Raw genomic sequence first — 11639 nt, 5'->3', positions numbered from 1 at the left:
GGCGGCCCGGACACGCCGGGCCGGAACCACCGGATCATCCTCGGCGAAGACCATCAGCACCGGTGGACGGTGGGTGATCCTTTCCGGCACGGCGCCGCCGGCGACGGCGATGAAGGCGGATAGCCCGCCGTCAGCCAGAGCCACATTCAGGCCCAGGCCCGCCCCTCTGGAGAATCCCAGCCCCGCCACAGCGTCCGAATCCAAACCGGGCTGGTTCGCCAGCCACAGGGCGCCGTCCCGAATGGCCCGGCGCCAACGGCGCGCGGCGACCTCGCTGGACCGCCGCTGCCCCGGCGTCGCATCATAGTAGTTGGGCATGAGGCATGTGCAGCCCCGCGCCGCCAGGGCAAGCGCTCCCGGCGTGAACAGACGCACATCGTCCTGGGCGCCGCCCGACCCGTGCAGCAGGACAAGACCTTTTCCGGACAAGTCCCGTTCCCTCGCGCCCGGAGCCGGACGGAACAGCACGGCGTTGATCGGCGCCCAGGCGCTGTCGTAGGTCACGAGCTCAATGCCGTCCAACGACGTCTGGGCCGCGGTCCGGTCACGGCAGATGGCCGCTCCGGTTACGCCCGCGACCATGGCGCGCCGGCTCAGCATCTCACCGATTCAGGCTGAGGTGATTGATCAGGTCGGTGCGGGTGATCAGGCCGACGAATTTCTCGCCGTCCAGCACGATGGCCACCCGGTCCCGGTCGAAGATGGGGATCAGGGCGTCCAGCGGCTCGCCCACCTGCAGGGTGTCCAGATCGCGGATCATCACCTCGCCCGCGGTCTTCTTGAAGCGGGCCTCGCGGGTGATCTCGTCGGTGTTCAGCACATGGATGATGTCGCTTTCGTCCAGAATGCCCACCAGCCGCCCGTCCACGATCACCGGCAGCTGGGACACGTCGGCGCCCCGCATGCGCTTGAAGGCGGTGTCCAGGGTGTCGTCGGCGCCGATGGAGACCACCGCGCCCTCTTCGTACTTGCGGGTGATGACGTCCGACAGGTCGCCGTGCAGCTCGCGCTCGGTCAGGCCCTGATCGGCCAGCCAGGCGTCGTTATAGACCTTGGACAGGTATTTGGCGCCGGTGTCGCAAACGAAGCTGACCACCCGCTTGGGCTCGGTCTGTTCGCGGCAATAGCGCAGCGCCGCAGCCAGCAAGGTGCCCGAAGACGACCCCCCCAGGACGCCTTCCTTCAGCAGCAACTCCCGCGCCGCAGCGATGGCCTCGGCATCCGGGATGGAATACGCCTTGGCGATCTCGTTCATGTCGGTGGTGTGCGGCACGAAATTCTGGCCGATGCCTTCCACCGCGAAACTGCCTTCGGGGCTGGGCACACCCTCATTGACGAGGCCCGCCAGCACCGAACCCACGGGGTCCGCCAGGATCATCTCCGTCTTCGGCGAGACGGAATGCAGGAACTGACCGATTCCGGTGATGGTGCCGCCCGAGCCGATGCCGCAAACCACCGCGTCCACGTCGTGGCCCATCTGCTCCCAGATTTCCGGCCCGGTGCTGAGGCGGTGCGCCTCGGAGTTGGCCTTGTTGGCGAATTGGTTGACGTAGAAGCCGCCCGGCAGCTGCTGGGCCAGGCGCTCGGCCATGTCTGTGTAGTACTCGGGGTGGCCGTGCGGCACATCCGAACGCGTCAGGCGAACATCCGCGCCCATGGCCCTGAGATGCTGGATCTTTTCGCGCGACATCTTGTCGGGAATGACCAGCAGGATCTTGTAGCCCTTCTGCGTGCCGACCAGCGTCAGGGCCAGACCCGTATTGCCCGCCGTGGCCTCCACGATGGTGCCGCCGGGCTTGAGGAATCCCTCCTTCTCGGCCGCCTCGATCATGGCCAGGGCGATACGGTCCTTGATGGAGCCGCCGGGGTTCTGGCTCTCCAGCTTGAGGAACAGCCGGCACTTGCCGGTGTCGATGCGGGTGACCTCCATCATCGGCGTCTGGCCGATAAGATCGAGCACCGACCCGGCGGGATGGGTGAGGACGGGCGTTTCCGGTAGCGACATGCGCTGATGAACTCCTGAACGGGATTTTGGCCCGGAAGCTGATCGGGCGGCGCCGCCGCGTCAAGCGGCGCGGGTCAATGCGTGTGCCTAAACGCGATTCCCGCGCTACAGAGGGACCATGGCCAAATCCCCTCGCCGGCCCGCCGGCCTTCCCGATAAAGACACCCTGCTGCAATTCCTGCGCGAGGCGGGCGAGGCCGAGAAGGCCGACATCGCCCGCGCCTTCGGCCTGAAGGGCGTGGAGCGCCGGGCCCTGCGCGAGATGCTGAAGGAACTGGAGGCCGAGGGGCAGCTGGGCAAGCGCGGCCGCAAGGGCTTTGCGGAAGCCGGCGCCATGCCCCCGGTCGGCGTGGCCGACGTGGTGGAGCGCGACGCGGACGGCGACCTGTTCGTGCGCCTGACCAAGGGCGGCGAGGACGCGCCGCTGGCCCTGTTGCTGCCGGGCGACAGCGAGCGCGGCGCCGCGCCGGGTCTGGGCGACCGCATGCTGGCCAAGTTCGAGAAGGACGGCGACCAGTGGACCGCCCGCATGATCAAGAAGCTGGGCCAGAGCGCCCACCGGCTTCTGGGCGTGGTGCGCAAGGGCGGCCGCGAGACCCGCATCGAGCCGGTGGACCGAAAGGCCAAGGATTTCCTGGTGCTGTCGAAGCTGGAGGCCGAGCCCCTGCGCGACGGCGATCTGGTGCTTGCGGCGCTGGAGCGGTCGGAACGCCGCCACGGTCCGAAACAGGGCAAGGTGCTGGAGATCGTGGGCCGCGAGGACGATCCCCGCGCCGCCTCCCTGCTGGCCATCCACGCCCACGGGGTGCCCACGGGCTTCCCCGATGCGGTGGACGACGAGGCCCAGGCCGCCGAGGCGCCGACCCTGAAGGGCCGCGAGGATCTGCGCGCCATCCCCTTCATCACCATCGACCCCATGGACGCCCGCGACCACGACGACGCGGTGTTCGCCGAGAAGGATGACGATCCGAAGAACGAGGGCGGCTGGATCGTCTGGGTCGCCATCGCCGATGTGGCCGCCTATGTGCGCCCCGGCTCGGCTCTGGACCGCACGGCGCGGGACAAGGGCAACTCCACCTATTTCCCCGACCGGGTCGAGCCCATGCTGCCCGAGCACCTGTCGGCGGGGCTGTGCAGCCTGAAGCAGGGCGAGAACCGCGCCTGCCTGGCCGTGCGCATGGTTTTCTCGAAGGACGGCCGGAAGCTGTCGCACCGCTTCGTGCGCGGGCTGATGCGGTCTCACGCCAAGCTGGCCTATGAGCAGGCCCAGGACGCCATCGACGGCAAGGCCGAGGGCGAGACGGCCGACCTGACCGGCCCGCTGATGGAGCCCATCCTCTATCCCCTGTGGAACGCCTACGCCGCCATGCTGAAGGGCCGCGAACGCCGCAGTCCTCTGGCCATCGAAAGCAGCGAGCGCCGCATCCTGTTCGACAAGGACGGCGAGGTGTCGGGCATTCAGGCCCGCGTCTCCATCCCGGCCCACCGCCTGATCGAGGAGATGATGGTCCAGGCCAACGTCTGCGCCGCCGAGACGCTGGAGCAGAAGAAGACGCCCCTGATCTACAGGGTCCACGACACGCCCAGTCAGGAGAAGATCTTCAACCTGGCCGACTTCCTGCAGACCATCGGCATGCCCTGGACCAAGGGCGAGGCGCCCACCACCAAGCGTTTCAACCGCCTGCTGGACGAGACCCGCGAGAGCCCCCACGCCGAAATCGTCAACGAGGTGGTGCTGCGCAGCCAGATGCAGGCCATCTATTCGCCGGAGAACATCGGCCACTTCGGGCTGAACCTGGACCGCTACGCCCACTTCACCTCGCCCATCCGGCGCTATGCGGACCTGATCGTGCACCGGGCCCTGATCAGGGCGCTGAAGCTGGGGGACGACGGGCTGACCGATTCCGAAGCCACCGAGTTGCAGGCCATCGCCGAGCACATCACCGCCACCGAGCGCCGCTCCATGGCCGCCGAGCGGGAGGCGACCGACCGCTATGTGGCCGCCTTCCTCGAGGAGCACGTCGGCGCGACCTTCGCCGGGCGCATCAGCGGGGTGACCCGGTTCGGCCTGTTCGTGCGCCTGCAGGAGACCGGCGCCGACGGCATCGTGCCCATCTCGCAACTGGGCGACGAATATTTCGTCCACGACGACCGCGCCCACGCCCTGGTGGGCGACCGCTCCGGCAAGCGCTGGCGTCTGGGCCGCGAGGTGGAGGTGAAGCTGGTGGAGGCCACCCCCATCACCGGCGGCCTGGTGTTCGAGATGGTCAGCGAGCCCGAACCCCGCGATCCCAACGTCCAGGCCCCCCGTCTGGGCGTGCGCGGACGGGGCGGCGACGACCGGCCCAAGCGGGGCGTGAAGCGCCCGGGCGGGCCCAAACCGCCCTCCGGGGGTCTGAAAGGCGTCAGAAAAGGTAAGCGGCGCTAGGGTTCCGCTCGCAGCCACACCGGGATAACGTCGTCATCTGATCTCGGGGAGGGTTTGACGATGCGCCGATCCATCACCGCCGCCATGGCTGCGCTGGCCCTGCTGGCCGCGCCCGCCGCCGCCAATGACAGCGTGGCGTCCATGCAGGCAGGCGGGCTGGTTCTGGAGACGACCGACGGCATCACCATGCTGTCCGAGGACCTCTATCTGTCGGCGTCAGAGGTGCGCGTCACCTACCGCTTCCTGAATCATACCGCAGACGGCATCGAGACCATCGTCGCCTTCCCCATGCCGGACATCGAGCCCGGCTATGTGGGCGACACCGGCGGCGTGCTGGACGAGCCGGAGCGCATCCTGCCCTTCATCACCTGGGTGGACGGCTACGCGGTGCATACCGAGGTGGAGCAGAAGGCCGTGGTCGAGGGCGTGGACGTCACCGCGCGGCTGGCGGCGCTGGGCGTGCCGCTCAATCCGTACGGTCAGGACACCCTGGACGCGCTTCAGGCCCTGCCTGAAACCGTGCGCGACGAACTGGCGGCCGAAGGCCTCATCAGTCTGGGCGGCGCCGAGGGGGACCGATGGGCCTGGCCCGAGTGGACGCTCAAGACCACACACTACTGGACCCAGTACTTCCCGCCCGGGGAGGAATTGGAGATCCGCCACATCTACGCCCCGGCCGTCGGGGCCACCACGGTCACCACCGTCGGCAACCCCGTGGGCAGCGGCAACCCGGGAAGCGATTATGAGGACCGCTACTGCACCGACGACGCCCTGGTGGCCGCGGCCCGGCGCGGCTGGGCGTCCGGCCTGCACTATTCTGAGACCTGGCTGGACTATGTGCTGGTCACGGGCGCCAACTGGTCCGGGCCGATCCGGGATTTCCGGCTGGTGGTGGACAAGGGCTCCACCGACAATCTGGTGTCCTTCTGCGCCGAGGGCGTGACGCGCATCAGCCCGACGCAGTTCGAGGTGCGCCAGACGAACTACACACCCACGCGCGATCTGAACGTGCTAATCCTCAATGGTGCGCGATACGACTGAACCCTTTGACGCCGCCCAGGATCTGAAGGACGCCCCCCATACCGGCGCGCGCATGCGGCCAAAGGATGCGGCGACCCTGATCGTGACGCGGACCGCCGCCGGACGCACCGAGGTGCTGATGGGCCGCCGCGCGGCCGGGCATGTGTTCATGGCCTCCAAATGGGTGTTTCCGGGCGGCCGGATTGATCCGTCCGACTTCCGCGTCGAGGCGACAGGCGACCTGCCGAAACCCTCACAGGCGCTGCTGGCCCGCGAGATGCACGCCCGCCGGGCCCGCGCCCTGGCCCTGACCGCCATCCGCGAGACCTTCGAGGAGACCGGCCTGCGTCTGGCCCGCGCCGCCCCGCCCGCATCGATAGCCGGGCCCTGGCGCGGCTTCCGCGCCGTGGGCGCCCTGCCCGACCTGTCGGCCCTGACCTACATCGCCCGCGCCATCACCCCGCCGGGCCGCACCCGCCGCTTCGACGCCCGCTTCTTCATGGCCTCGGCCGACGCCCTGTTGGACGTCCCCGCCGCGCGCCCGACGGAGGAGCTGGACAAGGTGGCCTGGATCCCCATGGACGAGGCCCGCGCCCTGGACCTGCCCGCCATCACCCGCTTCGTCCTGACCGAAGCCGCCGAACGCCTGACCGCCCCGGATCGCCCCCTGCCCTATGTCCGCCAACTGCACGGGCGGCACCGGGTGGAGTATCTGGCCTAGACGCATGGGCCAAGCTTGCACCGCGCACAGCAAACCCGGACAATGACGAGATGTTGCTTTCGCTTTTCATGATGATTGCTTTGCAGCCGGGTCCGGTGGACGACTTGGCAGCGGAGGGCGAACGTCTCGGCAGATACTCGACACTGTTCGCCGTCTGCGCGCCCTACTACACGGTGGATCTGGCTGTCGGACAAAGCCTTGCGGAAGATTTCGAGCGGCGTTCCACCGATGCGGGCTGGACGGCCGATCAGCGAATGAGCGCCTACGACCGTGGGCGTGAGCTCGAGCGAGCCGAGATCGGGATCATTATGAATGCTGAGGGTGTGACCCCTCGACAGGCCCGTCGTCACTTGCGCCAGATGCTGCCTCGACTGCAAAGCCGCTGCCAGGCTCTGGCGAGAGAGGTTCCCGGCTCCATTGCCGACGTAGACGCTGGTGATCAACGGGTGGACGCCATGGCTCGTGGCATCCGCTGACTTGCTCAGGATAAACGGAGGCAAACATGCTGCTGACCGCCCTCATGGCTGGCTTGGTCCTTCAGAACGCCCAGGTTCCTCACCCCGAGACCCCCCAACAGTTCGCCGGGCGCCGGTCCAGCTATGTGCAGGGAACCCTGAACGTCGCGGCGGGCGAACGCGCCACCCTGCGTCGCAATGCTGACGGGACCTATGATCTCATTCAGGTCGACCGGATCGAGGTTCAGGACGTGCTGCCCCCGTCGGGATCACGCGAGCATCCCAACGGAGCGCCTCCTGGCACGTTGAGGTTCGGCCTGCACGCCCGACAGGATGTGGGTTCGCTGCTAAAGGTCGAGAACAACCAAGACGAAGGCCTCAGGTACACCGGCTTCGTCGTGCGCTATGTCGGTGGCCAGGCGCGAGGGCCTGATGAGACAGCCGTCTGCACGGTGCCGCCCGGAATGGCGAATTTCGAGCACTGGCCCGAGCCCGTCATCCAGGTGGTGATCGCCGGTCTGCAGCGGTCGGACGATGCCGTCCCGACCTGCCCGCCATCACCCGCTTCGTCCTGACCGAAGCCGCCGCGCGTCTGACCGCGCCGAACCGCCCCCTGCCCTATGTGCGGCAACTGCACGGGCGGCATCGGGTGGAGTATGTGGAGGGGTAGGAAAAGCACCCGCTTTGACACGAGCGGGCTGTTGTTTACTGATTTCGCTGAACGGGGGTCGGAGGGTCGGATGCTGCCAGCAGACGATAAGTCGCTTTTGGGGTTCAGCGCATTCTCAGTATTTGCAGTACTCGCCGGCCTGACTTTGCTGGTCGGCGCAAATCATGCTTCTCCCGGCTGTACCGGACCAGCCGTCAAACAATGCGATTATGTCGCCGTAGCGAAGGCGGCAGCATCCGCTGCGCCTTATCACTACCCCTTTCAGCCAGATCGCGGCTTCGACATTTTTGATCAGGGTTCTTCGGTTCTTGTGCAGGCAACTGACGAATTCAGCGCCCACTTAATCAATCACGGCTCATCTGTTCTCATCGACAAGAAGAGTTGTCGACCATGCGTTGTCAGCTATCATTACCCTGACCCGGTTTCCCGTCTCGACTACCAGCGGGGTGCCTTGATCCAGCAGATACCTCCCGAGGACCCGGTCGCAGCAGCCGAACGTCTGGAGAGAATTCGCGCTATTTTTCCGCCTTCGGTGTGGGCCGCTATCCAATCAACTCCCGCGCCGCCGCCCGCGCCGCATCCGTAATCTCCGCCCCCGCCAGCATGCGCGCGATCTCTTCCTGCCGGGCCTGATCCGTCAGCGTGTCCACCGAGGTGCGGGTCTCGCCCGCCACCTCGGCCTTGCGGACCTTCCAGTGGGCGTGGCCCTTGGCGGCGACCTGGGGGCTGTGGGTCACGACCAGGACCTGGGCGCCGTCGGCCAGACGCTTGAGGCGCAGGCCCACGGCCTCGGCCACGGCGCCGCCGACGCCCTGGTCCACCTCGTCGAAGATCATCACCGGCTGGACCCCGCCCCCGCGCTCGGCCAGGGCCGCCTTCATGGCCAGGGCGAAGCGCGCCAGCTCGCCCCCTGACGCGATGGCGTCCAGCGGGCCGAAGGCGGTCCCGGCGTTGGTGGCCACCTCGAACCGCACCGCCTCCGGCCCCTCGCGGCCCCGCCGGTCTTCCGGCAGCGGCTCCAGAGTCACCCGGAACTGCGCCCGCTCCAGCTTCAGCGGCGCCAGCTCGGCCTGAACCGCCGCGGCCAGCCGGTCGCCCGCCGCCCGCCGCGCCGCGGTCAGCACAGCCGCCGTCTCATCATAAGCCGTCCACGCCGCCGCCGATTCCGCCTCGGCCGCCTTCAGGGCTTCGGCGCCGTCCTCGATCAGGCGCAATTGCTCGCGGAACCGAATCCGCTGCGCCGGCAGGGCGTCCACGGTCACGTTCAGCTTGCGGGCCGCCGCGCGCAGGGCGAACAGGCGCTCCTCGGCCTTGTCCAGCTTGCCGGGCTCGAACTCGAAGGCGTCCGCCGCCGCGTCCACCGCCGCCACGGCCTCGACAGCCTCCACCAGCGCCCGGTCGATGGCCTCGCCCGCCGCCGCCAGCCGGGTGATCACCGGATGATCCTCGCCGGCGCCCGACTGCACCGCCCGCGTCCGCGCATGCTCCACGGCCCGGAAAGCCTGGGCCAGTTTCTGCGACAGCGTATCCCCGCCCAGCGAATCCCGCGCCGAGGCCAGGTCCGCCAGCGCCTTTTCCGCCGCGCCCAGAATGGCCCGCTCGCCCGCCAGATCGGCTTCCTCGCCCTCGCGCGGGTCCAGCCGGTCCAGCTCGGCCAGGGATTCGCTCAGCTCCTCGAAGCGCGCCCGCGCCGTCTCCGCCTCGGCCCGCAGGGCCGCCAGCGCCGCATCAGCCGCCTTCAACCGGTCATGGGCCGCCGCCACCGCGCCGCGCTCCGCTGACAGCCCGCCATAGACGTCCAGCATGCCCCGGTGGGTCTTGGGGTCCAGCAGGCCGACCGTCTCGTGCTGGCCGTGCACCTCCACCAGATGGGCGCCGATCTCGCGCAGGGCGGTGACGCCCGCCGGCTGATCGTTGATCCACGCCCGGCTGCGGCCGTCGGCGGTCAAGGCGCGGCGCAGGATCAGGTCCTCGCCCGGCGCCGCCTCGAATCCGCGCTCGGTCAGCATGTCGAGGAAGGACGGATCATCCGGCGCGCTGAACACCGCCGTGGCCACGGCCTGTTTCGCGCCGCTGCGCACCAGCCCTGCATCGCCCCGCCCGCCCAGGGCCAGGCCCAGGGCGTCCAGAATGATGGATTTGCCCGCCCCGGTCTCGCCCGTCAGCACGGTCAGGCCGTCCCTGATCTCCAGGTCCAGCGCCTCGACCAGCACCACGTCGCGAATCGACAGGCTTGAGAGCATGACACTCCGTCCGGCGCCCTCAGGCGGCCATCAGTGGAACGGGACGCGAACGTCCCCTCCCCCGACTAGCAGATTCGCGGCGGTTGCGATCAACCGGGAATGAGACGGCCCAGCCAGCCTTCGCGCTCGCCCTCAGGCTCCACATCCAGCCGCTGACCGTCGTTGGTCAGCAGGACATAGGCGTCCTGATACCAGCGGCTGCCGGGATAATTGTGGCCCAGCACCGCGCCGTTGCGGGTGGCTTCCTCGTCCAGACCCAGGGTCAGGTACAGCTCGACCAGACGATACAGCGCCTCCGGCGTGTGGGAGGTGCGCTGGAATTCCTCGTTGTCGATCACCGTGCGATAGCGGTTGATGGCCGCGAGGGGCTGCTGCTGACGCTGGTACCAGCGGCCGATCGCCATTTCCTTGCCCGCCAGCTGGTCGTTGACCATGTCGATCTTGATGCGGGCGTCGGCCGCATAGGGCGTGTCGGGATAGCGGCGATCCACATCGCGCAGGGCGATCAGCGCCTGTCCGGTCGCGGCCTGGTCCCGGCCCACATCAACGATCTGTTCGAAATAACAGACGCCCTTCATATAGAAGGCGTAAGAGGCCGAGGGGCTGCCGGGATAAAGCTGGATGAACCGGTCCGCGGCGGCGATGGCGTCCTGATACCGACCCTGCCGGTAAAAGGCGTACATCTGCATCAGGATCGCCCGGCGCGACCATTCCGAATAGGGGTGCTGGCGCTCCACCTCCTGGAAATAGGCCACGGCGTCCAGCCAGCGCTCACGCTCCAGCCGCTGAAAACCCGCATTGTACAGGGCGTCGACCGGACGCTCTTCGTAGACCAGACGGGGCCGGTTTTCGCGACCGGCGCAGGCGCTCAGGGCGGTGACCGCGGCCAGGGCGACGGCCAGCGCGCCGGCGCGGCGCTTGAATGCGGTATGCGGTGTCCTGAGCAGCAAAATCCGACCTCACGTGGCTGCGACCGCCCCAGGCGGCCGCTGAAAAGACAGTCCGGCGCTTCTACACCAGCGTTTTGTTCGCGCCAATGCGCCGTGTCCGGGTTGCTACCCGCGTCCCGGCTGGTAGAAGGCGCGACGAGTAATCGTGCCGATGACGGCGAAAGGATGACAGCCCATGAAGCTGCTGGCGGGAAACTCCAACCGCACCCTCGCCCAGGCCATCGCCGATCACCTGGACGGCCCGCTCACCCGGGCCCAGGTCAAGCGCTTCGCCGACAACGAGGTTTTCGCCGTCATTGACGAGAACGTGCGCGGCGAGGACGTCTTCATCATCCAGTCGACCAGCTATCCGGCTAACGACAATCTGATGGAGCTGCTGATCATCACCGACGCCCTCGTCCGGGCCTCGGCGCGGCGGATCACGGCGGTCATGCCTTATTTCGGCTATGCCCGTCAGGATCGGAAGACCGGCGGTCGCACGCCCATCTCGGCCAAGCTGGTGGCCAATCTGATCACGCGGGCCGGCGCCGACCGGGTTCTGACCATGGATCTGCACGCCGGGCAGATTCAGGGCTTCTTCGACATCCCGACGGACAATCTGCTGGCCACGCCGGTTCTGGCGCAGGACATTCGAGAAAACTACGACAAGACCTCGGATCTGATGATCGTTTCGCCCGACGTCGGGGGCGTGGTGCGGGCCCGGTCTCTAGCCAAGCGGCTGGATGCGGACCTGGCCATCGTCGACAAGCGCCGTCCCAAGGCGGGCGAGAGCGAGGTCATGAACATCATCGGCGACGTGGAAGGCCGCCGATGCATTCTGTTCGACGACATCGTCGATTCCGGCGGCACCCTGGTCAATGCGGCCGAGGCCCTGATCCAGAAGGGCGCCACCGAGGTGTCCGCCTACATCAGCCACGGCGTGCTGTCCGGCCCGGCGGTCAATCGCGTGGAATCCTCGGTTCTGAAGGAACTGGTGATCACCAACTCCATCGAGCAACCGCTTGAGGTGAACAACTGCGGCCAGATTCGACAGGTCAGCGTGGCGCCGCTGATCGGCGAAGCCATCAGGCGTATCGCCAATGAGGAGTCTGTCTCCAAGCTGTTCGATTAACGGTCGAAAAACCAAATCGGGGGCGATATAAGGGGA

Annotated in this window: 11 protein-coding genes; 7 read left to right on the top strand and 4 right to left on the bottom strand. The window is 67.8% G+C overall.

Annotated features, from left to right (window positions below; genetic code table 11):
* The coding region (locus ACI8U3_RS11590; RefSeq protein WP_415015032.1) for a dienelactone hydrolase family protein at positions 1-600 on the bottom strand (600 nt) is incomplete at its 3' end.
* A 1-nt stretch (position 601) separates the two neighbouring features.
* Complete coding sequence (locus ACI8U3_RS11585; protein WP_415015031.1) at positions 602-2005, bottom strand: pyridoxal-phosphate dependent enzyme; 1404 nt, start codon at positions 2003-2005, stop codon at positions 602-604.
* 118 nt (positions 2006-2123) lie between these two features.
* On the opposite strand from ACI8U3_RS11585, the gene rnr reads away from it, so the two are divergent.
* The 6 genes from rnr (at position 2124) to ACI8U3_RS11555 (ending at position 7885) form a co-directional block, all read left to right on the top strand.
* Positions 2124-4433, top strand: a complete 2310-nt coding sequence (rnr, locus tag ACI8U3_RS11580) for a ribonuclease R (RefSeq protein ID WP_415015030.1) — start codon at positions 2124-2126, stop codon at positions 4431-4433.
* A 60-nt stretch (positions 4434-4493) separates the two neighbouring features.
* On the top strand, positions 4494-5474 hold the full coding sequence (locus tag ACI8U3_RS11575; RefSeq protein ID WP_415015029.1) for a DUF4424 family protein: 981 nt from the start codon (positions 4494-4496) through the stop codon (positions 5472-5474).
* Positions 5475-5526: 52 nt separating this feature from the next.
* A complete protein-coding gene (locus ACI8U3_RS11570) occupies positions 5527-6174 on the top strand; it encodes an NUDIX hydrolase (RefSeq protein WP_415015028.1) in 648 nt (215 codons plus the stop codon).
* Between the two features lie 50 nt (positions 6175-6224).
* A complete protein-coding gene (locus ACI8U3_RS11565; RefSeq protein WP_415015027.1) occupies positions 6225-6650 on the top strand; it encodes a hypothetical protein in 426 nt (141 codons plus the stop codon).
* A 26-nt stretch (positions 6651-6676) separates the two neighbouring features.
* A complete protein-coding gene (locus ACI8U3_RS11560) occupies positions 6677-7204 on the top strand; it encodes a hypothetical protein (protein WP_415015026.1) in 528 nt (175 codons plus the stop codon).
* 165 nt (positions 7205-7369) lie between these two features.
* Positions 7370-7885 carry a hypothetical protein gene (locus ACI8U3_RS11555; RefSeq protein ID WP_415015025.1) on the top strand — a complete coding sequence of 172 codons (516 nt, stop codon included), beginning with the start codon at positions 7370-7372 and terminating at the stop codon, positions 7883-7885.
* On the opposite strand, the gene recN is transcribed toward ACI8U3_RS11555, so the two are convergent.
* Together recN and ACI8U3_RS11545 are read right to left on the bottom strand one after the other, a co-directional pair.
* Positions 7842-9542, bottom strand: a complete 1701-nt coding sequence (gene recN, locus ACI8U3_RS11550) for a DNA repair protein RecN (protein ID WP_415015024.1) — start codon at positions 9540-9542, stop codon at positions 7842-7844. The genes ACI8U3_RS11555 and recN overlap by 44 nt on opposite strands.
* 89 nt (positions 9543-9631) lie before the next feature.
* Complete coding sequence (locus ACI8U3_RS11545; protein ID WP_415015023.1) at positions 9632-10492, bottom strand: outer membrane protein assembly factor BamD; 861 nt, start codon at positions 10490-10492, stop codon at positions 9632-9634.
* A 175-nt stretch (positions 10493-10667) separates the two neighbouring features.
* On the opposite strand from ACI8U3_RS11545, the gene ACI8U3_RS11540 reads away from it, so the two are divergent.
* On the top strand, positions 10668-11603 hold the full coding sequence (locus ACI8U3_RS11540) for a ribose-phosphate pyrophosphokinase (protein WP_415015022.1): 936 nt from the start codon (positions 10668-10670) through the stop codon (positions 11601-11603).
* Positions 11604-11639 lie beyond the last annotated feature (36 nt).

Source organism: Brevundimonas sp. (genome assembly GCF_047617075.1).
Lineage (GTDB): Bacteria > Pseudomonadota > Alphaproteobacteria > Caulobacterales > Caulobacteraceae > Brevundimonas.
This window is presented reverse-complemented; position numbering and strand designations above follow the sequence as displayed.

Coding starts and splice junctions, on each gene's coding strand:
- ACI8U3_RS11585 (WP_415015031.1), bottom strand. CDS start 2,005: ATGTCGCTACCGGAAACGCCCGTCCTCACCCATCCCGCCGGGTCGGTG.
- rnr (WP_415015030.1), top strand. CDS start 2,124: ATGGCCAAATCCCCTCGCCGGCCCGCCGGCCTTCCCGATAAAGACACC.
- ACI8U3_RS11575 (WP_415015029.1), top strand. CDS start 4,494: ATGCGCCGATCCATCACCGCCGCCATGGCTGCGCTGGCCCTGCTGGCC.
- ACI8U3_RS11570 (WP_415015028.1), top strand. CDS start 5,527: ATGCGGCCAAAGGATGCGGCGACCCTGATCGTGACGCGGACCGCCGCC.
- ACI8U3_RS11565 (WP_415015027.1), top strand. CDS start 6,225: ATGTTGCTTTCGCTTTTCATGATGATTGCTTTGCAGCCGGGTCCGGTG.
- ACI8U3_RS11560 (WP_415015026.1), top strand. CDS start 6,677: ATGCTGCTGACCGCCCTCATGGCTGGCTTGGTCCTTCAGAACGCCCAG.
- ACI8U3_RS11555 (WP_415015025.1), top strand. CDS start 7,370: ATGCTGCCAGCAGACGATAAGTCGCTTTTGGGGTTCAGCGCATTCTCA.
- recN (WP_415015024.1), bottom strand. CDS start 9,542: ATGCTCTCAAGCCTGTCGATTCGCGACGTGGTGCTGGTCGAGGCGCTG.
- ACI8U3_RS11540 (WP_415015022.1), top strand. CDS start 10,668: ATGAAGCTGCTGGCGGGAAACTCCAACCGCACCCTCGCCCAGGCCATC.